General features: G+C 36.2%; 25 protein-coding genes. 12 read left to right on the forward strand and 13 right to left on the reverse strand.

Annotated elements, in window-relative coordinates:
* Nucleotides 1-41 precede the first annotated feature (41 nt).
* Nucleotides 42-662 (forward strand): redox-sensing transcriptional repressor Rex, encoded by a 621-nt coding sequence (locus PHX18_07375; protein MDD3594430.1) that lies wholly within the window; start codon nucleotides 42-44, stop codon nucleotides 660-662.
* A 7-nt stretch (nucleotides 663-669) separates the two neighbouring features.
* Here PHX18_07375 and PHX18_07380 read toward each other — a convergent pair whose 3' ends face one another.
* Nucleotides 670-993: a multidrug efflux SMR transporter gene (locus PHX18_07380; GenBank protein MDD3594431.1), complete on the reverse strand. Its 324-nt coding sequence runs from the start codon at nucleotides 991-993 to the stop codon at nucleotides 670-672.
* A gap of 254 nt (nucleotides 994-1,247) precedes the next feature.
* Between PHX18_07380 and PHX18_07385 the strand changes: the two genes are divergently transcribed.
* Nucleotides 1,248-2,483: an MFS transporter gene (locus PHX18_07385; protein MDD3594432.1), complete on the forward strand. Its 1,236-nt coding sequence runs from the start codon at nucleotides 1,248-1,250 to the stop codon at nucleotides 2,481-2,483.
* Here the strand turns inward: PHX18_07385 and galE are convergent.
* Nucleotides 2,461-3,453, reverse strand: coding sequence for a UDP-glucose 4-epimerase GalE (gene galE / locus PHX18_07390; GenBank protein ID MDD3594433.1), 993 nt, complete (start codon nucleotides 3,451-3,453; stop codon nucleotides 2,461-2,463). The two genes, PHX18_07385 and galE, sit on opposite strands and share 23 nt — an antisense overlap.
* 64 nt (nucleotides 3,454-3,517) lie before the next feature.
* The gene (locus PHX18_07395; GenBank protein ID MDD3594434.1) at nucleotides 3,518-4,210 is read right to left on the reverse strand and encodes a CDGSH iron-sulfur domain-containing protein; all 693 of its coding nucleotides are present in this window, start codon (nucleotides 4,208-4,210) and stop codon (nucleotides 3,518-3,520) included.
* A gap of 121 nt (nucleotides 4,211-4,331) precedes the next feature.
* Here PHX18_07395 and PHX18_07400 point away from each other — a divergent pair, with 121 nt between their 5' ends.
* From PHX18_07400 to PHX18_07410, 3 genes are all read left to right on the forward strand, one after another.
* Entirely contained in the window at nucleotides 4,332-4,880 is a 549-nt protein-coding gene (locus PHX18_07400; GenBank protein MDD3594435.1) for an NAD(P)H-dependent oxidoreductase, read from the forward strand.
* 249 nt (nucleotides 4,881-5,129) lie between these two features.
* A complete protein-coding gene (locus PHX18_07405) occupies nucleotides 5,130-5,621 on the forward strand; it encodes a hypothetical protein (protein ID MDD3594436.1) in 492 nt (163 codons plus the stop codon).
* Between the two features lie 76 nt (nucleotides 5,622-5,697).
* Entirely contained in the window at nucleotides 5,698-6,867 is a 1,170-nt protein-coding gene (locus PHX18_07410; GenBank protein MDD3594437.1) for an FprA family A-type flavoprotein, read from the forward strand.
* Here PHX18_07410 and alr read toward each other — a convergent pair whose 3' ends face one another.
* A complete protein-coding gene (gene alr, locus PHX18_07415; GenBank protein ID MDD3594438.1) occupies nucleotides 6,868-8,001 on the reverse strand; it encodes an alanine racemase in 1,134 nt (377 codons plus the stop codon). It lies immediately after the preceding gene.
* Nucleotides 8,002-8,167: 166 nt separating this feature from the next.
* Between alr and cimA the strand changes: the two genes are divergently transcribed.
* Nucleotides 8,168-9,754, forward strand: coding sequence for a citramalate synthase (gene cimA / locus PHX18_07420; GenBank protein ID MDD3594439.1), 1,587 nt, complete (start codon nucleotides 8,168-8,170; stop codon nucleotides 9,752-9,754).
* A gap of 77 nt (nucleotides 9,755-9,831) precedes the next feature.
* A complete protein-coding gene (locus tag PHX18_07425) occupies nucleotides 9,832-10,698 on the forward strand; it encodes a SpoIID/LytB domain-containing protein (protein MDD3594440.1) in 867 nt (288 codons plus the stop codon).
* Here PHX18_07425 and PHX18_07430 read toward each other — a convergent pair.
* From PHX18_07430 to ndk, 9 genes are all read right to left on the reverse strand, one after another.
* Complete coding sequence (locus tag PHX18_07430) at nucleotides 10,695-11,375, reverse strand: hypothetical protein (GenBank protein MDD3594441.1); 681 nt, start codon at nucleotides 11,373-11,375, stop codon at nucleotides 10,695-10,697. The two genes, PHX18_07425 and PHX18_07430, sit on opposite strands and share 4 nt — an antisense overlap.
* On the reverse strand, nucleotides 11,372-11,842 hold the full coding sequence (locus PHX18_07435) for a hypothetical protein (protein MDD3594442.1): 471 nt from the start codon (nucleotides 11,840-11,842) through the stop codon (nucleotides 11,372-11,374). The genes PHX18_07430 and PHX18_07435 overlap by 4 nt, the downstream gene beginning before the upstream one ends.
* A gap of 60 nt (nucleotides 11,843-11,902) precedes the next feature.
* On the reverse strand, nucleotides 11,903-12,952 hold the full coding sequence (locus tag PHX18_07440; GenBank protein MDD3594443.1) for an ATP-dependent endonuclease: 1,050 nt from the start codon (nucleotides 12,950-12,952) through the stop codon (nucleotides 11,903-11,905).
* Nucleotides 12,953-13,002: 50 nt separating this feature from the next.
* Complete coding sequence (locus tag PHX18_07445; GenBank protein ID MDD3594444.1) at nucleotides 13,003-13,317, reverse strand: hypothetical protein; 315 nt, start codon at nucleotides 13,315-13,317, stop codon at nucleotides 13,003-13,005.
* A 229-nt stretch (nucleotides 13,318-13,546) separates the two neighbouring features.
* Nucleotides 13,547-15,388: an ATP-binding protein gene (locus PHX18_07450; protein MDD3594445.1), complete on the reverse strand. Its 1,842-nt coding sequence runs from the start codon at nucleotides 15,386-15,388 to the stop codon at nucleotides 13,547-13,549.
* An 83-nt stretch (nucleotides 15,389-15,471) separates the two neighbouring features.
* A complete protein-coding gene (locus PHX18_07455) occupies nucleotides 15,472-16,503 on the reverse strand; it encodes a hypothetical protein (protein ID MDD3594446.1) in 1,032 nt (343 codons plus the stop codon).
* Nucleotides 16,504-16,511: 8 nt separating this feature from the next.
* Nucleotides 16,512-17,168 carry a carbonic anhydrase gene (locus tag PHX18_07460; GenBank protein ID MDD3594447.1) on the reverse strand — a complete coding sequence of 219 codons (657 nt, stop codon included), beginning with the start codon at nucleotides 17,166-17,168 and terminating at the stop codon, nucleotides 16,512-16,514.
* A gap of 64 nt (nucleotides 17,169-17,232) precedes the next feature.
* A complete protein-coding gene (gene tgt / locus PHX18_07465) occupies nucleotides 17,233-18,369 on the reverse strand; it encodes a tRNA guanosine(34) transglycosylase Tgt (protein MDD3594448.1) in 1,137 nt (378 codons plus the stop codon).
* 1 nt (nucleotide 18,370) lies between these two features.
* The gene (ndk, locus tag PHX18_07470; GenBank protein ID MDD3594449.1) at nucleotides 18,371-18,850 is read right to left on the reverse strand and encodes a nucleoside-diphosphate kinase; all 480 of its coding nucleotides are present in this window, start codon (nucleotides 18,848-18,850) and stop codon (nucleotides 18,371-18,373) included.
* A 137-nt stretch (nucleotides 18,851-18,987) separates the two neighbouring features.
* Here ndk and PHX18_07475 point away from each other — a divergent pair, with 137 nt between their 5' ends.
* Genes PHX18_07475 through PHX18_07495 form a run of 5 tightly spaced genes read left to right on the forward strand, consistent with a single transcriptional unit; the run spans nucleotide 18,988 to nucleotide 21,709 of the window.
* Complete coding sequence (locus tag PHX18_07475; GenBank protein MDD3594450.1) at nucleotides 18,988-19,323, forward strand: hypothetical protein; 336 nt, start codon at nucleotides 18,988-18,990, stop codon at nucleotides 19,321-19,323.
* 36 nt (nucleotides 19,324-19,359) lie between these two features.
* On the forward strand, nucleotides 19,360-19,710 hold the full coding sequence (locus tag PHX18_07480; protein MDD3594451.1) for a hypothetical protein: 351 nt from the start codon (nucleotides 19,360-19,362) through the stop codon (nucleotides 19,708-19,710).
* Between the two features lie 2 nt (nucleotides 19,711-19,712).
* The gene (gene acpS, locus PHX18_07485) at nucleotides 19,713-20,114 is read left to right on the forward strand and encodes a holo-ACP synthase (protein MDD3594452.1); all 402 of its coding nucleotides are present in this window, start codon (nucleotides 19,713-19,715) and stop codon (nucleotides 20,112-20,114) included.
* Nucleotides 20,107-20,949, forward strand: coding sequence for a YitT family protein (locus PHX18_07490; protein ID MDD3594453.1), 843 nt, complete (start codon nucleotides 20,107-20,109; stop codon nucleotides 20,947-20,949). Before acpS ends, PHX18_07490 begins: the two co-directional genes overlap by 8 nt.
* A gap of 7 nt (nucleotides 20,950-20,956) precedes the next feature.
* On the forward strand, nucleotides 20,957-21,709 hold the full coding sequence (locus PHX18_07495) for a YebC/PmpR family DNA-binding transcriptional regulator (protein ID MDD3594454.1): 753 nt from the start codon (nucleotides 20,957-20,959) through the stop codon (nucleotides 21,707-21,709).

Raw genomic sequence — 21,709 nt, forward strand, 5'->3', positions numbered from 1 at the left:
CGGCTCTGCGGCTGTGCTTTAATTATCTTAAGGAAATAACCATGAAAAAGAAAAACATGTCCGCTAAGGTTATAAACCGTTTAACCCTATACCATTGTATATTGGATGATTTTGTCGGTAAAAATATTGAATTTGTTTCCAGCCCGCAAATAGCATCGCTTTTAAAGATGGATGATTCACAAGTCCGCAAAGATATAGCACTCTTGAACAATACAGGTAAATGCAGGGTCGGTTACGATACAGCAGAATTAAAAAATGCCATAGAAAAAACGTTGGGGTTTTCCAAGACTAAAGATGCTTTTATAGTGGGAGCGGGTAATCTTGGTATGGCGCTTGCCAAGTACAGTAATTTTTCAAATTACGGGTTAAACACTCTGGCTTTATTTGATAATGACCCGCTTAAGATAGGTTTAAAGGTAAATAATAGAGAAGTCTTTGGCATTGCCAAGCTGCCTAATCTGGCACAAAGATTAAATGTTGAAATCGCTATTTTAACCGTGCCAAAAGAATTTGCACAGGAAACCTGCGACTTTTTGGTTTCTTCTGACATAAAATATATTTGGAATTTTACCCCGACTGTTTTGCATGCTCCCGATGCAGTACAAATTTGGAACGAAAACCTGATGGGTAACTTTTTGCAGTTTACCTATAACAGTGATTAAAAGTTTTTTAATGCCCAAATTTCAAGCATACAACGCCGCTTATTATAAGCGCTATTCCCAGTAAACGTATTAAACTCATTGAATCTTGAAAGAACATTACCCCGATTATAAATGTACAGGCAGCGCCTATTCCCGTCCAAACCGCATAAGCTGTTCCTATCGGAATATGTTTTTGCGCAAAATATAAAAACACTCCGCTTAATGTCATTGCTATTATTGCAAATATAATCCATAAAACTTTGTTGTTGGTTATTTCCGCCATTTTAAGCCCAACCGGCCACCCCACTTCAAATATTGAGGCCGCTAATAAATATATCCAGCTTAAAATCATGTTCAATTCTCCTTTTATCTTATGAAAACTGCCATTACTTTAATTTTAACATTAAAATTATCTTACCTAAAGAGGATAAATAATAACGCATTTTATATTGACTGCGACTTCCAATAGGACGATATAGCTGCACCTTCGTCCAATCTCACAAAATCACAGATTTTGAGAAACGCCGGAATCTCTTTATTATCACAAACCTCGCGGCTTAATAAAGATTTAGTATTAACTATGATTTGAAATGATATAATTTTTTTATGAAAAAAACAATGCATAAAATATTCTCTTCAACTTTTAGAGCTTTGTATTCAAGAAATTACAGATTATTTTTTATAGGCCAGTCTATTTCTTTGATAGGAACATGGGTTCAAAATGTTGCTATTATGTGGCTCATATATAGCCTTACCAACTCTGCTTTTTTAATGGGTGTTGTGATGTTTATAAACTCATTGCCGTCTATAATTTTTACCCCTTTTGCCGGTGTATTAGTTGACAGAGTAAACCAGTATAAAACTTTGATTTTATTGCAAATCTTATTTGGAGTGCAGTATTTTATTTTTGCTTTGTTGACCCTAAGCGGGCATATTAACATATATTATATAATTTTGTTAGGGCTTGGGATTTCTACTACCATGGCATTTGATATGCCGTTAAGGCAGGCATTTGTTATACAACTTGTTGATAATAAAAAAGATTTAAATAATGCTATCTCCTTGAATTCTTCTTCTTTTAATCTTGCCAGGCTTATCGGGCCTTCTATTGCAGGTATTTTAATAGCTTTATTCGGTGAGGGAATTTGTTTTTTATTTAATTCATTGAGTTATATTCCTGTTATAGCCGCTTTGCTTTTAATGAAAATAACAACAGAAACACACCTTTCTAATCTGTCCGATGATTTTTTTACGGCATTTAAGTCAGGAATTAAATATGCTTCTGAACATAAAAGTATCAAAAATATATTGATTTTTCTCACAATCGCAAGTTTTTTAGGGATGTCTTATCCGTTGTTAATGCCTATTTTTGCAAAAGAAATACTGCATGGTGATGCACAAACTCTTGGTTATTTGATGAGCGCGGCAGGGGTGGGGGCTTTGGCGGCCTCTTTACAGCTGGCGGCAAAAGAATCGGTTGAGGGTCTTTCTAAATGGTTATATTTAGGTGCGCTTATATTATCGTTCGGTATGATAAGTTTAGGTTTTATCCATTATTTATATTTGTCTTTATTTCTTCTGTTTTTCGTAGGCTATGGAATGGTTGTTATAATGATAACATCCAATACTTTGCTTCAGCACTTGGTTGATAATAGCAAAAGAGGCTGGATAATGGGACTTTATACTATAGCTTTTATAAGTACATTACCCTTAAGCAATTTGGCGGCGGGAACTATGGCTGAAAAAATAGGCATTCTCAATACTTTTATTGTTTTTGGTTTGGCAATGCTTTTTACAGGTCTTATGTTCAGAAGCAGCTTTATTCCCCGAAAAAGCCGTTAGGATGGTTTTTGTGCCAATTCCAGGCTGTTGAAATTATTTCTTCAATATTTGTATATTGAGGCTGCCAGCCTAAAATTGATTTGGCTTTTTCACTTGAAGCTACAAGTTTAGCCGGGTCGCCTGCCCTTCTTGGTTCCGTTTTTGCGGGGATTGGATGAGATGTAACTTTTCTTGCCGTTTCTATGACTTCTTTTACGCTGAAACCTATGCTGTTGCCAAGGTTAAAAATATTGCTTTCATTACCTTCTTGCAAATAATTCACTGCTAAAATATGAGCTTGCGCCAAATCAGTTACATGTATGTAATCTCTTATACAAGTGCCGTCCTTGGTATCATAATCATCACCGTAAATGCTTATAAACTCTCTCTGTCCGTTTGGAACCTGCAAAATCAGAGGTATCAGATGGGTTTCTGTTGTGTGGGCTTCTCCTATTTTGCCGCTTATATGAGCGCCCGACGCATTGAAGTAACGCAAAGATACAAATTTTATATTATGTGCCAACGAAACCCATTTGAAGAGTTTTTCCATAGCAAGTTTTGTTTCACCGTAGGTATTTGTCGGGTTTGCGTTATCGGTTTCGAGAATTGGGATGTTTTCAGGTTCGCCGTAAACAGCAGCGGTAGATGAAAATACTATTTTGTTAACGTTATTTTCAACCATTGATTTTAAAAGCATCATAGTGCCGTAAAGGTTATTGTCGTAATATTCCAGCGGTTTTGTCATACTTTCGCCTACAAGCGAATTTGCCGCAAAATGTATAACCGCATCGATTTTTTCTTTTTGAAATAAGTTATCTAAGAAGTCCTTATCCCTTATATCTCCCCGATAAAATCTTGCCCCGGTCGGGATAGCCTCTATATGCCCGGTTTGCAGGTTATCCGCAATAACGGTATCAATGCCTTTTGCTATAAGTTCATACGCCGTATGAGAGCCTATATAGCCTGCTCCGCCTGGTATTAATAAGGCCATTTTGCTTCTCCGATTAAATCTTCGTTCTAATTATATGATAAGATTTCACAAAAGTACAATGAAATTAGTCTTTATAGGTGGCTTTGTAGCCTTTGTGGCAGTGTGCGCTGTCGCAAAACGGTTTGTTTTTTGAGTTTCCGCAGCGGCAAAGTGTTTGGTCGTTTCTTATTTCATAACTTTTGCCATTTATGCTTTCTACTCTGATACTGCCTTTTACCCATATAGGACCGCTTATTTCGAGTCCTTCATCCTCCAAAATAGAAATTTCCTGAGGCGATATATCTTCTATAACAGTTCCGTTTTTATCGGTTATTATAAATCTGCCTGCCGGGCAAAGATTAGCTTGCCTTATTACTTCTTTTTGTGCTTCTTCTGTTTCTTCAAAAATTAAATTCCAGATAGTTCCTTTTGCATCGCAAAATCTGGCTGAAGCGCATAAGTCCTCATTGTCTTTTAAAATTAAACCGGCACCTTCATAAACTACGGTATTATTAATAACCGGTTCAAAAGAAGCTGTTTCTGTCCCGTCAAAATTATCTTTGGTATGCTCTCCATCACAAAACGGCGCATTCTTAGTTTTGCCGCATCGGCATAGTGCTGCGGGGAATTTTTTGATTTCAAAAATTCTGCCTTGCCGGTACTCTATCGCTATATTTTCTTCATCGCTTATTATTATTTCTTCATTGATTTTTGGAATGCCATACAGAAGGTAAGGTCCGTCTTTTGTTACTTTGATATAGATTTCTTTTGGCTGCATTTGAAAATTTTCTCTCAATTTTTATCCAAATATGATACTTTGTGACTTATTATAATGATATTGGACAATTGAATATTTAACAAGTAATATTATAATAAAATTGTATAAAGTCAGGTGAACTATGAAAATTTTTGTATTGAACGGGCATAAGTATTATCCTTTTGCGGAAGGAAAGTTAAACAAGACACTTTTTGATAAGATTGTAGAGATTGTTTCCAAAAACAATGAAGTCAAAACTACTATTGTTGAGCAGGGCTATGATATTGACGAAGAAATAGAAAAATTTCAATGGGCAGATGTTATTATTTTTCAAACGCCTATGAACTGGTTTTCTGTTCCCTGGATTTTAAAAAAATACTTTGATGAAGTATACAGGTATGGCGCTTTTTACGCCGCTTCCGAGGCTTACGGTGAAGGCGGACTTATGAAAGGTAAAAAATACATGTATTCAATTACCTGTAATATCTCGGAAAAAGATTTTGAGAAGCCTAATACTTTCTTTGACGGTAAACAAATTGAAGATATTATTTTACCTTTGCACAAATTGCAGCAATTTTGCGGTATGACACCTGTTAAAGCCTTTTTTGCCTTTGATGTTGTGCATAATCCTGATGTGCCGAAGTATTTAGAAGAGTTAGAGGCTCATATCAGCGCTAATATATTGGTTTAACTGAATTTAGAGTGACAACTCTTAAGCTTTTCACCTCTTAAGCCCTTAAGCCCAATCCCAGCCTCTCAGCTGTCTAGCTTCCTCTTTTTTAATATTAAGAAAAATTAATTTTTTGCACTATTTTTTGTAAGGTGATTTAATATGTTTGTTAATAGTCTAACCATTCCTTTCTTGACTAATGCGGCCGCTATCGGTCGCTTTATTTTGCAAATTATTAATGTATAATTATAATAATTAAAAGAGGTAAAAATGCTCAACAGATTACCTGACTATATAAAACCGACTGTTTTTCAAAGCTCCGTCTTAGGCGCTGTCCTTGGGGTATTGCTTTTAATTCCTATTGTGAATTTTCTTACGATTTTTATTTTTTGGCTGGCAGGCGCCCTTATAGTGATTTCTTTAAAATACAATAAATTGGCAGGGCATCTGGAAAACAGAGAAGGTATTGTTATAGGCTCTATATCGGGCATGTTGACGGTAGTAGTTGCAAGTCTTGTATTTATACCATTGTCTGTTATCACCGGGCTTATTTTTAAAACAGCAAGCATAGCAGGTTTTTTAACCGCGTCTTTTGTTAACTCGGTTTTTTCTTTATTCGTCCTTTTTATCTTTGTTCTTTTTATCGGACTTATGAATATTGTTTTTACGATAGCATCCGCTCTTTTAGCAATTTATATTATTAACAGTTATATTGAACCTAAAGAGGAAGAAGAAATAGCTGAATTTAAAATAGATTTATAGTTAGGGTATCCGGGTTACTATTTAAAACTCCTTTTCTCTGTTGTATTATTAGAAAAAGACAAACAGGAGAGATAACATGATTCAAGAAATAGTTAAAAACATTTATTATTGCGGTATAAAAGATGTGCAGAGAAAGCTTTTTGATGAATTGATACCCCTTCCCCAAGGTACTTCTTATAACTCTTATGTTGTCGAAGGTACGGAAAAAACAGCGCTTATTGATACTTGTTATCCGCCTAAAATTAATGAATATATAGAAAATTTAACCAAAAATGTAAAAAAGATTGATTATATTATCGCAAACCACGGAGAACAAGACCACTCCGGCACTATTTTTGCTGTTTTGGAAAAATATCCCGATGCTATAGTGGTTACGAACGCTAAATGCAAAGAAATTATACAGGATATGGTTCATGTTGAAGAAGACAAATTCAAAGTTGTATGCGACAACGAAGAACTTGAACTGGGCGGTAAAACTCTGCAGTTTAAAATAGCGCCCTGGGTACACTGGCCTGATACGATGTTCACTTATATTAAAGAGGATGAGCTTCTTTTTACATGTGATTTTTTGGGTGCGCATTATACCCAATTTGATTTGTATTCTGATGATTCACAGGAGCTTTTGGAAGCGGCAAAACGCTATTATGCAGAAATTATGATGCCGTTTAGGACTTTTTGCAAAAAATACGTGCAAATGATAAAAGATATGAATGTAAAAACTATTTGTCCCAGCCATGGCGCTGTTTATAAAAACCCTTCATTTATTCTTGATGCTTATGAAAAATGGACCTGCGACACTCCTGAAAATATAGTCGTATTACCCTATGTTTCAATGTACGGCAGTACCAAGCTTCTTGTTGAAGATTTGAAATCCAAGCTTGAGGCAAAAGGTATTACAGTAAAAGTATTTGACTTAATTCAGGCTGATATAGGAGAAATAGCAGTTGCTTTAGTTGATGCAGCTACCTTAGTGTTAGGTTCATCAATGGTTTTAGCAGGACCTCATCCGGCTGCTGTTTATGCGGCGTTCTTTGTCAATGCGCTAAGGCCAAAACTAAAAAATGTGTCGATTATCGGCTCTTACGGCTGGGGCGGAAACCTTGCAGGAAAACTGCAAGATATTTTAGCTCCGCTGAAGCTTCAAAGCCTTGAAGGTGTGATTATAAAAGGCAAACCTAAAGAAGAAGACTTTAAGAAGCTGGATGCCTTGGTTGATGCTATTTGTGAAAAACACGCTGAATTATAGTTATCTTGAATAAACTCTGGGTAGTCTTGCTTTTAAACGGCAGGTTAATTCATAGTTAATTGTGTTGAGCAGCTTTGCCCATTCATCAATAAAAATTGTGTTTACGCCGTCTGTTCCGATAAGGGTTACCACATCGCCTATATGAACGTTTTCGACGTCGCTTACATCAAACATCATTTGGTCCATGGTAATATTGCCGATTTGTTTTACTTTTTTACCGTTTATCAGTCCGTAAATCTTATTTGATAACGCTCTTGAAACACCATCGGCATATCCTACGGGAATTGTAGCTATTTTGGTGGGGTTATGGTCTGTTTTATAGCTGTAACCGTAACTTACACCCAAATCGGACTCTATCTCTTTCAGGTGGACTATTCTTGCTTTTAAGCTCATGGCAGGTTTCAAGGAAGGAACACTGTTAACGTTAGATGATAAATCAGGCATGAGCCCGTAAATGGCTATTCCTGAGCGTACCATATCGAATTGTTTGCCTTGGTAGCTCATTATTCCTGCTGAATTTAGGATATGAGCGGGAATAAAAGGGAATTCTTCTCTTATCGGCTCAAAGTTGCTGAATTGCATTTCAGAGATTATTTCATCCTCGGCACATGCTAAATGGCTGAAAATACTTCTTAATTCTACTTCTTTTGTGCTTATTACCTTGTTAATAAATGAAGATGCTTCTTTATAGGTCAAACCTATTCTGTGCATGCCTGTATCTATCTTGATATGGACTTTGGGCTTTATTTTTAAATGTTCAAAGGTATTAACGCAGGCGGTTAAATGTTCTTGAGTAAAAATAGAAAGCTCAAGGTCATTTTCAACGGCGCTTGCTACAGACCAGGACGGAGCAGTACCAAGAACGAGTATTGGAGCAGATACCCCGCTGTTTCTCAGTTCTATTCCTTCGTCTACCGAAGCCACCCCTAAAACATCAACGCCTGAAGCAAGCAGCGTTGGCGCTGCCATGGTAGAGCCGTGTCCGTACGCATCTGCTTTTACAACCGCAAGAAATTTTGTTTTTTCATTGCAAAGCCTTAACATAGCGGAAATATTATGCTCAATAGCCCCGAGATTTACTTCTACCCAGGCATCTCTTCTTGTTTGCAGGTAAGGTTGTCTTAGTTTTGACATTTTTATCTTTCTGTTAAAATCTTAACTAAATTATACTACTAACACGTTTTAAAACTAATGCACAAATCGAAAAAACAAATTTTCCTGACTTGCGTGGTAATCTTCTTAACTTTAATTATTTTTATGTGCTAAAATTATTAATTATACGGAGTTCTGAGATAGCTTTATGAAGATTGAAATTTACGATACGACATTAAGAGATGGCGCACAGGCAGAAGGGATATCCTATTCTGTAAATGATAAACTCAAAATAGTTAAACTCTTGGACGATTTGGGAGTTTCATATATCGAGCTGGGCTGGCCGGGCGCTAATCCTAAGGATGAAGAAGTTTTTCAGCTTGTAAAAGATATGGAATTGAAAAACGCTAAAATAACAGCCTTCGGCTGCACCAGAAAACCTAACTGTCCTGCAAGCGAAGATAAGGTTTTGCAGCAGCTTTTGCTTGCGGATACGGAAACAGTTACAATTTTTGGCAAAACCTGGGATTTCCACGTAGAATACGCTTTAAATACCACGCTTGAAGAAAACTTAAATATGATAAAAGACTCTATAGAATATTTGATTTCTAAAGGTAAAAGGGTCTTTTTTGATGCGGAACATTTTTTTGACGGGTATAAAAACAACCCCGAATATGCTTTAAAAGCTTTAAAGACAGCTTATGACGCAGGTGCTGCAAGAATTATTCTCTGTGATACAAACGGCGGAAATATTAACACATGCATTTATAAAATGACTAAAACCGTTAAAACCGAGCTTCCTGACGCTTTTTTAGGGGTTCATGTCCATAACGATTCTGATATGGCGGTGGCTTCTTCTCTGGCTGCTGTTGAAGCCGGTGTAAGGCAGGTACAATGTACTATTAACGGTTACGGCGAGCGCTGCGGAAACGCTAATTTAAGCAGTATTGCCCCTAATTTGCAGTTGAAAATGGGGTATGAGGTTTTAGGTGATAATATTGAAAAATTATTTTATGTTTCAAGGCAAATTGCAGAAATTGCGAATAAAAAAATGAATAACCACGCACCTTTTGTGGGGATGAGCGCTTTTGCCCATAAAGCCGGAATTCATGCCAGCGGTGTTATGAAGCATTCGGAAACTTACGAACATGTTGCCCCTGAAAAAATAGGAAACTCAAGAAGGATTTTAGTGAGCGACCAGGCAGGTATGGCAAGTATTAAAGAAAAGTTTAAAAATTTAAGGCTTAACAGCGATATATCGGAAGATGATATCCCGAAAATTATCAAAAGTATAAAAAAGCTTGAATGGGAAGGTTTTGCCTTTGAAGATGCAGATGCTTCGTTTGAAATTCTGCTTATGAAAGTCCTTGACAGAATGCCGAATTATTTTGATATTTGCGGTTTTAGGGTTATTGATGATACTATTTCCCAGGCTTATGAAGGATTAAATGCGGAAGCCTCCGTAAAAATCCAAATAGGAGATGAAGTTGTTCATACCGTAAGTGAAGGTGACGGACCTGTGAATGCTTTGGATAAAGCGCTAAGAAAAGCCTTAAGGGGGCTTTATCCCGTAATTAATAATTTTAAGCTGTCTGATTTTAAAGTAAGAATTTTAGACTCAACCGAGGGAACGAAAGCAAGTACAAGAGTGCATGTTGAAACTACCGACGGGTTTAACAGATGGGATACGGTCGGAGTTTCAAGAAACGTAACAGAAGCCGCGTATCTTGCGTTAGTTGACAGTATTATTTTCGGATTATTATTAAATAAGACAGAACCGCTGAACGCTAAATAAAGTTCAAAATTCCTTTTCCTGATTGATTGAAAAAGTCTTTTTTAAGGTAAAATAATATTATAACGGGGATTAATGTAATGAGAGCAACTTACGGACTAATTCTAATTATTATTACCGGTATTTTTCTATCATCTCCTGCTTATGCAATAAAAATAGGCCTGCTTGATGATGTTAATAAAACTGCTGTTGCCGTATCTTCGGCCGGAGCTGTGTTTGACAGCAGAACAGGCAGAGAAGTGTACAAGCTTGAGCCTATGAAGCGCTATCCTCTAAAAGTCCACCGAAATAAGATAGCAATAAATATAGAAGGCAAATATTACACGCTTGGAACCGATAACGTTACTATACGTACGCAGGAGCCGAGAGGTTTTGTCTTTGTCAAAGGCAGATGGTACAGACAAAATTTAATCATTTCTAAAAAGTTTGACGGTTTGACAGTTATAAATGACATAGATTTAGAACTTTATCTGCTTGGGGTTGTTCCTGCTGAAATGCCGAGCGGGTGGAATTTTGAAGCTCACAAGGCACAGGCAATAGCGGCAAGAAGCTATGCTGTAGCTAACTTAGGTAAAAGAGCGGCAAGGGGCTATGATTTGAAGGATACTCCCGAAGACCAGGCTTATGGCGGCGCCAACAGCGAAACAAAAAGAACTAACAATGCCGTTATAGAAACGCAAGGTCAGGTTTTGGTCTGTAATAACAAAGTTATTTCCGCATATTACCATGCCAGCTCCGGCGGTCAAACCAAAAACAGCGGCAAGGTTTGGAATCAAAACCTTCCTTATTTAAAATCCGTTTCAGGCTTTGATATGGGTGTTCCTAAAAAAGGACATGGAGTGGGAATGAGCCAATACGGCGCTAATAACCTTGCTAACAACGGTTATAACGCTTATCAGATTTTAGCTCATTATTATACTAACGTTACACTTGCCCAAATAAATTAAATTTTTAATCCGCTTGAAGGCGGGAGGATAGAGGCAGTATCTCTAAATACGGGTCTTTTGACAAACTGCTGCTCGTATTTTTTGAAGTCGACATTTCCAAATTTTTCGTTTATATCAAGTCTTTGTTCATTAGGTTTGCCCTGTTTTTTCAATTTCCATGTTTGATAAATACTTGCCAGCTTATTTCTTATTATAGGGGTTACAAGATTACAGGCTACTACTGACCCTATAATACTTGTAATTAATCCTATCCCTTCAATCGCATTATGTGCTTCGGCGAAATTGTTAGGGCAGGTTTTCCTGACATGGTTGAAAAACTCCTGCTGAAGCTTCTCAACCTTGAATGATTTTGGTTTAAAGTCTTTGAGATGTGGAGCAAGAGATTTGGGGATGAATTTTTTGGTTAACACTAATTTTCTGCCCCAGTCGGTTGCCCTTGAAGTTAAACACCAAAATAACGCGACATTTACCACTCCCTCCATAATTTCCTGAGGGATTAAGAATTTCTTTTCTTTGGAAGGTATTTTATCATTAATGATAATAGCCCCTACCTGAGCTAAACACGATAAAACCCAGCCTACAGTACTTACGTTTTTTAAGAATGCTGCACGATTATTAACACCTTGCTCACAAGCTTTATCCAATAACTGTTTTCCAAAAAGCATCAGTTTATTCATTTAGAGCCTCCTGTTTTTTCGGGAGAGTCTTTTTTAATGAATTTTTTTGCTAAGAAGTTAGTTCCCATTTTGGTTAAAGGTGCATCTATTAAGAAGTTAGTGAAGAGCATGACACCTATGGCAATAATATCGCCAAGTGATTTTTGTAAATTGCTGCGGTCTTGCAGCGTTTTGAATACCTCGGGTTTTACCCTTGTTACATCGGGTAATTTTATAAATCTTGAAGCATATTTAATAGCCAGATAGCGGACACTTACGCCCACTACTGTACCTGCTATAATTTTTGACACGGTTCTGCAAACAGAATATTTTCTGGTTTTATCATCTACATTTCTATTATAATAATCAATGAGAGGTTGTGAACAAATAGCTGTAGCCCCAAGAATTAACCTCTGTTCAGGCCCCGCTATTTTTAAAGCGCGGTTCACAAACTTCATGGATTTTTCACCAAGTATTATAGGCCCCATGTCTGTTTTTCTTATTACACTAACTTCATTCCTATTAAAGCAGAAAACAGAATGAATTTGCTAGCATTTTACACATTTTGTAATTTTTTGTAATATAAATTTAATTTCATTCGAGATATCAGACTGCCTTGAGATGTTATTTTTTAGAATTTGAGCAAATCTGGCTTTTTGAAAATCGCCAAACCCCTTGTTTTTATAGAGTATTTTGAGTTTTTTGCACATAGGCATATCGCCTTGCAGGTCTTTTTTTGTTATTTGTCCGATTTGTGAATAATTCTTGTTTATGGTTCGCATTATTAACGCCGGGCTTAATATATCTTCTATTTCGCCGTCAGATATAATATGAAGAGTGTCTTTCTTTAACAATACGGAAGTCAGCGAATCCAAAATATCGGTAGCATCGGCATCTAACAGAATAAATACAGGTATTTTCATAAGGTTTCTTATTTGCGTATAATATTTTACCAGCGGACTTTTCCCCCCTGCCGCAATAAGTTTTATCCCCGATTTTTCAAAACCGCTGCCTATTTTTTGGGCAAATTCGGGTAAAAGTTTTTCTTCCGTAATGCCTTCCGTTAACAAAACCAGTTTTATTGAAGTATAAAGACTTTGATAATTGTTAAAAACCTCTTGTACGCTTAGCTTTTGCAGCTTTTTAGATAGGTATACAAGTCTGTTTATGTACGTAGGCAAGTTTTTTTGATGTGAGAGGGCATTAATTATACCGTCAATTTCAAAGAATAATTGTTTTCTTAACGCATTAAAATTCTTCCCCGGCAAATTATAATCCTGGACAAGCAGCGATGTATTAAAGGTTTTGCTCTCTTCAAAAATTAAAAAATCTTTTAAAGCACTATTCTTAGGTCTTTTTATCCCAAGCCTTTCACAAGATGTATTCCAAATATAATTTGCGATTTTAAATTTATCCAAAAGACCTAATTCTGATGTCTTTTTTGCACTAACAGCAGGTGCGATAAGATTTTTGGAAATTATCTTGTCGCACACTCTGTTAATATTAAAAAACGGATTTTTAAACCTTGTGAGCCAGTCAATATAATGGATGAAATCTTCCATTTCAAGGGGTTTTATTTTAGCGTATTCTAATTCCATTGCTGATTATAAGCTGTGTAACAACTTAATCATAGCATGGAAAATAGCAATTACGCTACATAATTAACACTTGAAGCATGTTTTGTTTTTACCAAATCTTTTATTTCTTCTTCTATCATTTTGGCCTTTATTTCTAAAATAGGGTCAGGTTTTTTAGTGAAAAGATTCCAATATGTCCTGATTTTATCTTTTAAAAACGACAAAAGTGAGATATCTCCATCGGCGAAATCCGTATATACATCCCTGTTTCTTTCCAGGTAGGCTTTTACTTGTCTATTATTGTTTGGCAATGTAAGAGCCTGGGTTTCATTAGGGGTATAGGCCCTGAATATTGTATTGTCTCTAACATTTGCTATAGTTAACATTGTTTTTCTTCCTTAATTAGTGTACTCAAAACACTTTATCTTACAAGCATATTATTAATCATAATAGAAAAAAAGTCAACCCCTCCAGTTGGAGCGCCCGCGAACCCGCAGTTTAACTGCAAAAACACATTTATAATTTATAATCGTGATAAAAATAACTCAAATATTAAGTGTATTTTTTACACATCAAAGGCATGGGTTTTGCACAAGAATATATAAAATAAACCGGTTATTGTTGGATTATAGTATCTGTTTCAGTTTCTGATTCAGTTACTTCCCGAGTGTTATTATCAGCGCTGTCAACAGTATTTAGCGGTAATCTGAAGCCGAACTTGCTGCCGGTTCCGGCTTTGCTTTCAACAAATACTTGTCCGCCGTGATGTTTCTCAATATTAAGCTTTACAAGATGAAGTCCTAAACCCGTTCCTTTTATAGTATGAGCCTCTGTTTCAACCCTGTAAAATCTGTCAAAAACTTTATCAAGATGCTCGGACGGTATGCCAATGCCGGAGTCTTCTATTGTACATTCAAGGTATTGACCTGTATTGTCAATTTCAATTCTGATTTTTACCCTGCTGTCTTCCGGAGAATATTTAATAGCATTGCTTAAAAGGTTTTTAAGAGATCTTTCTATACTGTCAGGGTTCATATAAACCTTTGGCAAGTCAGGCTCTGTAATTACAGAGAATTTTATATTCTTTTCGCTTGCTATAACGTTAATAGAGGCTACAGTTAATTCTACAATAGGCTTTAAATCGAGTAATTGTTTTTCTATCTTAACGTTAGGAGATTCCAGTCGCGAGAAGTCAAGGATATCATTTACCATATTATTAAGCCTTTTAGCTTCCTGATTCATAATTTGCAGGAACTCATGTTTTGTTTTTTCGTCAAAATCATTACCGTAGTTGCATAATGTATCTATATAGCTTCTCAGAACAGTTACGGGAGTGCGAAGCTCATGGCTGACGTTTGATATAAAGTTATTTTTTAATTTATCTATTTGCGCTTCTTTAGTTATATCATGCAATACGATTACGTAACCCAGATAATCCTCATGAGGGGTAAATATAGGTGAAATTGAAGTCTGGTATATTTTTTCTTCAATATTTGCCTGAAATACCAATGGTTCCTGCTCTATTTCTTCACGGGGGGTATTTTTAAACTCCGAAATATGCTGCTCAAAGGCAAAATTGCCGTTAATATCACAATAAGACTGGATTTTTTTGTTTAGGATTTCTTCGGGTTTAACTTTCAAAACAGAAAGCCCCGCATTGTTTATCAGAATTACGTTATCGTAGTTATCACAAACTACAACGCCGTTTACAATACTCATTAAGACGGATTCAAGCTTATTTTTTTCATAAGCCAGCTCTTCTATATTTTCTTCTTCATATTTACGGAGTTTGGTTGACATGTGGTTAAATTCATCAAACAGCAATTTGATTTCACCCCAAAGGTCTTTTCCTTCCAGTTTGTAGCCGAATTCTCCGCTTGAGATTTTCTTTACGCCTTTAGACAGCAGTGAAATTTGTCTTGTTATGAGCAAAGTATTAATTAATACGGCAAGCATTGATAAAAGCCAAATTACGGTAAAGATAATTATCATTGAGTTGCGTGTTGTTTTGGAAATACCGGTCATTGAAGAACCGGTAAAACCTATTTCTACGGAACCTACTATATTTTCGTTAAGATACATAGGAACATTGATGGAAAAAGCGTTTTTGTCTTCTTTTTGAGGTTTGCTGCCGAATTGATACAATACTTCCGATTCATTATTTTTATAAATAATGTATTCAATGTCCTTATTGTCATGCATTAATTTTTCGCTGTAAAATTCAAGCTTATATTTTTTATCTTCAGGAGGAAGACCTTTGATAAGGTCGGTGCTTTCTGTTGCTAAAGTCCTCGAAAGTACAAGCCCGAAATTCTGATAGCTTTCGGAAATTGTTTGCTGGGTTTTGTCTATCATAAACCATGCTATGGCGAAAATCAGCAAAGAGCTGAGGCACCAGCCTGCGATAATTATCTTGTTTTGGTTGCTTAAATTAAACAAATTGCTTTTACTCTTCACTAAAAACTTATTCTAATAGAATTATATCATTAAAAATACCTGCTAGACAATAAGTAAAAGCAATCAGGTTTGATTTATAAAGATTAGAAATCAAATTTCTCTTCACATCCGTTTATTTTTAAGTAGAATTCCAAAGGTTTGGGGTTATCTCTATCCCTCAATACTAATATTCTGGCTGTTCCATGCGGCGCTACAGTATAGTCTTCGGGGAACTTATAAGTATACCTTATTGATTCTGTCTGTATATTTACTGTTCTTATCCAATCGGGGATGCATGCCAGAAGGCTTACTCCAAGAGTAAAAGGAGCCAAAAAACTGCCCGCATAAGCTGCTGCATCTACCCTGTCCAAGTCTATATAGGTGCTTTTTGTTATATCTTTAATATTAATAATGTTATCAGAATCAATTTTTTCTATTAAAAGAGTTGAATCAGAATTGTTTTCTATAAGATATTCATAAGCATGAGCCATTTTATAGGTTTTTTGTTTCAGTTTATATTTGTTTTTTATTACTTTAAACCCGGTACCGGTGTATGTTTCGCTTGATAATTTTCTGAGTTTGATATAGGATGCATCTTCTTTGTAAGGAAGCTGCGGAACCTTTTTATTATCTTTAATTATTGTCGAATCAATTTTATTAACCAAGTTTTCAAACCATTCTGTTCTTTTTTGTATTACAACAAAGTCTAACGGCTTATTTTCCCTTGCATATTTCACAAAATCAAACTTATATTCCTGTATAATCTGTTTGTCTTTAGACTGTAAAAACGGAATATTATGGTTTTTCAATGTTTGTTCTATATCATTACTTTTAAACGGGCGCTTGGGTGAAGATACCAAAAAGATATTTGTATCGTTAAAATCCTGATAAAATCTTACAAAATAAGAGAAATCCCCATTTTTACCGGTTCGTTTGTAGTAGTATATGTTGTTGGCTTTATCCCTGAAAACAGTGCCGGCATTATTTTTTGCAATTTCAGTCATCATCGCCGTTTCTATTTTATTTTTTTCTGTATTTTTTATCGTATACAGGTCATAATCAATTGTAATTGCGGCATGTGCGGTTGTATTTATAAGAAACATAAACACACCGACGTATAATAATTTTTTTAACATATTACCTCCTATCTTTTTAAAAACTCAACTTCACCATCATCAAGATGATAATAAGCAGGAATCACCAGTAAGCCTTTTTCTTTAACATAATGAGAAATAATACGGTCGGATTTTACTAATTCCTCTGCTCCTATAATGGCATTTTCTTTTACTGTATTAGTTATAGTACAGCTGCCGTGATGTTTTTTACTCTCTTTTATTGCAGGCTGCAATGATTTAATAAAACTGTCTATATATTTGCCTTCATGGGCTTTCTTAACGGCGGCAGTTACTGCGCCGCAGTCCTCATGCCCCATTATTATTACAAGCTTTACACCCAGATGTACAACGGCATATTCAATACTGCCTATAACGTGCTTATCTAATACATTGCCTGCATTGCGGATTTCAAAAATATCTCCTAATCCCTGGTCAAATATAAGTTCGGGAGGGACCCGTGAATCAGAGCATGTTAACACAGCCGTAAACGGATGCTGCCCTTTTAACAGTTCAGCTCGTCTTTCTTTTGACAAATCAGGGTGAGAAAGGTGCATTTCCTGAAATCTGATATTACCTTCCTTTAATTTTTGTAACGCTTCATCAGCGCTGAGATTTGACATTCCGGAGGCTATGCATACTGATGAGGTAAATAACAACAGTATTAAACTAAATATTAGCTTTTTCATCTTTTCTATTCCTTTTAATATGTTTTTAGCAGGATTTTGATTATTATGCAATAAAATTTTACAATTATTTTGCATAGATATTAACTGTATTTTCCTCCTTGTTTTCCCTGTAAAATTCTGAAAATCTGTCCTCAAGTATTGCCTGTCTTGCTTCTTCCATTAAATTAACGAGGTAGTGTATGTTATGTATTGATAAAAGAGTAGCGGCAGTTGCTTCGCAGGACTTAAATAGGTGTCTTATATAAGCTCTCGTGTGGTTACGGCAAGCATAACATTGACAGCCTTCTGCGAGAGGGCGAAAATCATTTTCAAATGTTTTGTTTGAAATGATGCCCCTTTCTTTTTTCATAAAGAAGCTGCCATGCCTGGCTATTCTTGTCGGCATAACGCAGTCAAACATGTCTATCCCTCTTAGCACCCCGTCTAATAAATCCTGAGGAGTACCCACTCCCATAAGGTATCTTGGTTTATTTTCCGGCAGGAGAGGGGCTGTGATTTCAACAATATGGTTTTTAACGTCAGCGGGTTCACCTACGCTTACCCCGCCTATAGCGTAGCCGGGAGCTTCAAAAGAGGAAATAACCCTTGCGCTTTCTGTTCTTAAATCATCGAAAAATGCACCTTGTACAATAGGAAATAACGCCACATCCGGTCTTTTTTTTGCGTTAAAACAACGCTCAAGCCACCTGTGCGTACGTTCCATTGCTGTTTTCGCATGGTCATAATCACAAGGATACGGAGCGCATTCATCGAAAGCCATAATAATATCCGCGCCCAATGCTTCTTGGATTTCCATGGAAATTTCAGGATTAATGTAGTGAGAAGTTCCTGACTTAGGGTCTTTGAAGGTTACACCGTCTTCTTTTATTTTTCTTATATCAGCAAGGCTGAATACCTGAAAGCCCCCGCTGTCAGTCAAAATCGGCTTATTCCAATTCATCCATTTATGTAATCCGCCTGCCGATTCTATAAGCTTATGTCCCGGTTTTAAAAACAGATGGAAAGAATTAGACAGTATTATTTGGGCATTTGTGCCTGCAATCTGGTCATTTGTGAGTGTTTTTACGCTCGAATTTGTACCGACAGGCATGAATACAGGCGTTTTAATTTGTCCGTGTGGCGTAAATAACGTCCCTGCCCTGGCTTGAGAGCTATTGCAGGTTTTTTCAAGTTGATAGTTAAAATACTCTGATGGCATCATTTTATACTTTTGCGTATTTCTTTATGTAATATTCACTGATAATTTCACGTCCCATGCAGAGTTCTTCAGGCTTGAAATATAGATTGATTTCTCTTTGAGCGCTTTCTTCCGAGTCTGAACCATGGACAATGTTGCTTTCTTTAACTTGTGCGTAATCCGCTCTTATTGTTCCCGGCGCTGAATTCTGCGGGTCGGTTGCCCCCATCATTTTCCTTGCTTCTGCTATAGCATGTATACCTTCAAGTACCATCGCTACAATCGGACCTTCCGTTATGAATTTTATTAAAGAAGGATAGAAATCTTTTCCTTTATGTTCTGCATAATGAGCTTCAGCTAACTCTAAATTCGGATGAACCATTTTTAACGCAACAATTTTTAAACCTTTTTTTTCAAATCTTGCAATGATTTCTCCGATGAGGCCTCTTTGTACGGCATCAGGCTTAAGAGCTACAAAGGTTCTTTGCATTTTAATCCTTGTCATTTTCTCTCCTCATTAAATTGTGATAAGCATTCTCATTTTAACCCAAATATTAAATAAAGTCCTAAAGTTTACATTATTATTTTAAAAGTTGCCCGACTGCCCTCTATTATGGTATAAAATTGATAAAAGGGAAGAATATGGAACAACGACGTTGGTATGATAATAATGAAGATATGACAAGTATTCTTGAGGTTATTAAGGATCAGCCCGCAGAGCTGATTGATAATTTAGCCGAGAATATTATGAGTTTTTCTAATATTATCAGGGAAAATTTGCTTGAGCTTGAAACAGAAGAACCTATAAGTATAGGTAAGGAGCGGGTTTTAGGACTGTATAAATCCTTTCGCAGAAGAAGATGGTATGACAAAAACTGGACAATTTTAAGCACTATGAATATCTTGTCGACATTGCCTAATGATGATTTTGAAAAAATAGCGGCGGGCACTATGGGGCTGTTAAATGATTTACGCTGAAATAAGGCTTAACTAAACGAGGTATCAGGAGAATATATGAGTGAAGAAGAAAAAAAATATGTACGCTGGTATGACCAGGAGGAACAATTAAGTCTTGTTGTTAATGCCTTGGAGTTTGCTGATGATGATGTAAAATTATCTATTGCTGCAGATTTAATTCAAATGGTGATGGCTAAAAGACAGGTAGATGCCGATGATTTTATAGAAGATATTAATGAAGAATACGTTCCTGTGCGAAAACGCTGGTACGATAAGTTCGAATCACTGCATTCCGCTATAGAAATGCTGAAACACATGGATCCTGAAGAACGCCCCGAAATTTTAAAAGAAGTTCTTAATTCTATGATATATTTTCAATCGACCAAGACAAATAATGAGAATTTGTAAGTATGAAAATATACCTTGGTACTGATATACTTGAAATCTCAAGAATTAAAGATGCCATAGATAATTATGGTGCTAAATTTTTAGAGAAAATATTTACCGATAATGAAATAAAGTTCTGTAGTTCTAATACTTATAAACAGGCAGAGCGTTTTGCGGTTCGTTTTGCCATTAAAGAGGCTGTATCTAAGGCGCTTAAAGCCGGAATTAACAAGTTAGGCTGGGATAAAGGTATTAACTGGAAAGATGTCGAAACCATAAAACTGTCCAACGGAGAGATTTCGGTTGTATTGTACGGAAAGGCACTTGGGCTTGCAAAGCAGTTTGGAATAACAACATGGGAGCTAAGCGCTTCACATTCTAAATATCAGGCAACAGCAGCAATAATAGGTTATACCGATGGTTAGGGTGAGGCTTGTTCTTAAAAATTTAATATTTCTTACAATAGGTGCGTTTATTGCGGCAACAGGATTGGAAGAGTTTTTGGTTCCTAATAATATTATAGACGGCGGCGTTGTAGGCATATCAATTATGGCAAGCTATGTTACAAAACTTCCGTTAGGTATGTTTTTGATTTGTCTTAATATACCTTTTTTAATATACGGTTATAAGCAGCTGGGGCGTGGGTTCCTGGTATATTCTCTTTATGCTGTTGTTATGCTTGCAATTTTTGTTACGCTGCTGCACAAAAGCCCGAATGCCACTGACGATTTATTTTTAGCCTGTATATTCGGGGGGATTATTGTGGGGCTTGGGGTAGGGCTGATTTTGAGAAATAACGGCTCTCTTGACGGTACGGAAATAGTAGCTATGTCTATCGGCAAAAATATTCCGTTTTCCGTCGGTGAAATTATTATGTTTATCAATCTTTTTATACTTGGTTCGGCAGCGTTTATTTTTGGAATTGAAAAAGCAATGTATTCTATTGCTACTTATTTTATTATTTCAAAAACAATAGATGTGGTGCTTGAAGGGTTTGAAGAATCCAAATCCGTTACCATTATTTCTTCGCTTCCTGAAAAAATAGCTGATATTATACTTCATGAATTAAAAAGAGGGGTTACATTTATTGAGGGTGAAGGAGGTTACAGCAGAGAGTATAAAAAAATTATTTATTGTATAGTAACAAGATTAGAAATTTCCAAACTTAGACAATTGGTTTTGGAAACCGACCCAAAAGCATTTTTAGCAATAGCGAATGTACATGAGGTTGAAGGCGGAAGAGTTAAACTAAAAAGGTAATTGAATTATGTCAGGACACTCTAAATGGGCAACAATTAAAAGAAAAAAAGCAAAAATTGACTCGGCAAGAGGAGCGGAGTTCGCTAAATTCTCGAGGGAAATTATGGTAGCCGCAAAGCTTGGCGGAGCTGACCTGAGCGCAAATTTCAGGTTAAGAACTGTTGTTGATAAAGCAAAAGCAGCCGGATTGCCTAACGATAATATTAAACGCGCTATTGAGAAAGCTTCCGGTTCTTCAAGTAATGAAAATTATGAAGAAATAACATACGAAGGCTACGGACCCTCAGGTGTTGCTGTTTTCATAGAAGCTTTGACAGAAAACCGCAACAGGACAGCAGGTGATATAAGAAGTTATTTCAATAAATATAACGGCAACTTGGGTGAAAACGGTTGTGTGAGCTGGATATTTAAGCAAGAAGGTCAAATCATCGTTAAAAAAGATAACGTTAATCAGGACGAATTGTTTGAAGCAGCGATAAATTCAGGCGCGCAGGATTTTCTGGAGGAAGAGGAAGAATATCGGATAATTACAGCACCTTCGGACTTGCAAAGTGTAGCGGAACAGCTCGAAAATTCGAGTTATAAGCTTCTGTCTTATGAGGTAACAAGAACCCCTCAAAATTCAATAGAAATTACTGACGCAGCCGATGCAAAAAATCTTTTACGCTTGCTTGACAGTATTGAGAATCATGACGATGTGCAAAATGTTTATTCTAATTTTGATATGGACAGTGATTTATACGAAAAACTTTCGGTTTAA

This window comes from Candidatus Gastranaerophilales bacterium (assembly GCA_028696075.1).
GTDB lineage: Bacteria > Cyanobacteriota > Vampirovibrionia > Gastranaerophilales > JAILCC01 > JAQVHS01.

Excerpts from the sequence above, each read along its gene's own strand:
- PHX18_07375 (MDD3594430.1), top strand. The coding sequence starts at position 42 with ATGAAAAAGAAAAACATGTCCGCTAAGGTTATAAACCGTTTAACCCTA.
- PHX18_07380 (MDD3594431.1), bottom strand. The coding sequence starts at position 993 with ATGATTTTAAGCTGGATATATTTATTAGCGGCCTCAATATTTGAAGTG.
- PHX18_07385 (MDD3594432.1), top strand. The coding sequence starts at position 1,248 with ATGAAAAAAACAATGCATAAAATATTCTCTTCAACTTTTAGAGCTTTG.
- galE (MDD3594433.1), bottom strand. The coding sequence starts at position 3,453 with ATGGCCTTATTAATACCAGGCGGAGCAGGCTATATAGGCTCTCATACG.
- PHX18_07395 (MDD3594434.1), bottom strand. The coding sequence starts at position 4,210 with ATGCAGCCAAAAGAAATCTATATCAAAGTAACAAAAGACGGACCTTAC.
- PHX18_07400 (MDD3594435.1), top strand. The coding sequence starts at position 4,332 with ATGAAAATTTTTGTATTGAACGGGCATAAGTATTATCCTTTTGCGGAA.
- PHX18_07405 (MDD3594436.1), top strand. The coding sequence starts at position 5,130 with ATGCTCAACAGATTACCTGACTATATAAAACCGACTGTTTTTCAAAGC.
- PHX18_07410 (MDD3594437.1), top strand. The coding sequence starts at position 5,698 with ATGATTCAAGAAATAGTTAAAAACATTTATTATTGCGGTATAAAAGAT.
- alr (MDD3594438.1), bottom strand. The coding sequence starts at position 8,001 with ATGTCAAAACTAAGACAACCTTACCTGCAAACAAGAAGAGATGCCTGG.
- cimA (MDD3594439.1), top strand. The coding sequence starts at position 8,168 with ATGAAGATTGAAATTTACGATACGACATTAAGAGATGGCGCACAGGCA.
- PHX18_07425 (MDD3594440.1), top strand. The coding sequence starts at position 9,832 with ATGAGAGCAACTTACGGACTAATTCTAATTATTATTACCGGTATTTTT.
- PHX18_07430 (MDD3594441.1), bottom strand. The coding sequence starts at position 11,375 with ATGAATAAACTGATGCTTTTTGGAAAACAGTTATTGGATAAAGCTTGT.
- PHX18_07435 (MDD3594442.1), bottom strand. The coding sequence starts at position 11,842 with ATGGGGCCTATAATACTTGGTGAAAAATCCATGAAGTTTGTGAACCGC.
- PHX18_07440 (MDD3594443.1), bottom strand. The coding sequence starts at position 12,952 with ATGGAATTAGAATACGCTAAAATAAAACCCCTTGAAATGGAAGATTTC.
- PHX18_07445 (MDD3594444.1), bottom strand. The coding sequence starts at position 13,317 with ATGTTAACTATAGCAAATGTTAGAGACAATACAATATTCAGGGCCTAT.
- PHX18_07455 (MDD3594446.1), bottom strand. The coding sequence starts at position 16,503 with ATGTTAAAAAAATTATTATACGTCGGTGTGTTTATGTTTCTTATAAAT.
- PHX18_07460 (MDD3594447.1), bottom strand. The coding sequence starts at position 17,168 with ATGAAAAAGCTAATATTTAGTTTAATACTGTTGTTATTTACCTCATCA.
- tgt (MDD3594448.1), bottom strand. The coding sequence starts at position 18,369 with ATGATGCCATCAGAGTATTTTAACTATCAACTTGAAAAAACCTGCAAT.
- ndk (MDD3594449.1), bottom strand. The coding sequence starts at position 18,850 with ATGACAAGGATTAAAATGCAAAGAACCTTTGTAGCTCTTAAGCCTGAT.
- PHX18_07475 (MDD3594450.1), top strand. The coding sequence starts at position 18,988 with ATGGAACAACGACGTTGGTATGATAATAATGAAGATATGACAAGTATT.
- PHX18_07480 (MDD3594451.1), top strand. The coding sequence starts at position 19,360 with ATGAGTGAAGAAGAAAAAAAATATGTACGCTGGTATGACCAGGAGGAA.
- acpS (MDD3594452.1), top strand. The coding sequence starts at position 19,713 with ATGAAAATATACCTTGGTACTGATATACTTGAAATCTCAAGAATTAAA.
- PHX18_07490 (MDD3594453.1), top strand. The coding sequence starts at position 20,107 with ATGGTTAGGGTGAGGCTTGTTCTTAAAAATTTAATATTTCTTACAATA.
- PHX18_07495 (MDD3594454.1), top strand. The coding sequence starts at position 20,957 with ATGTCAGGACACTCTAAATGGGCAACAATTAAAAGAAAAAAAGCAAAA.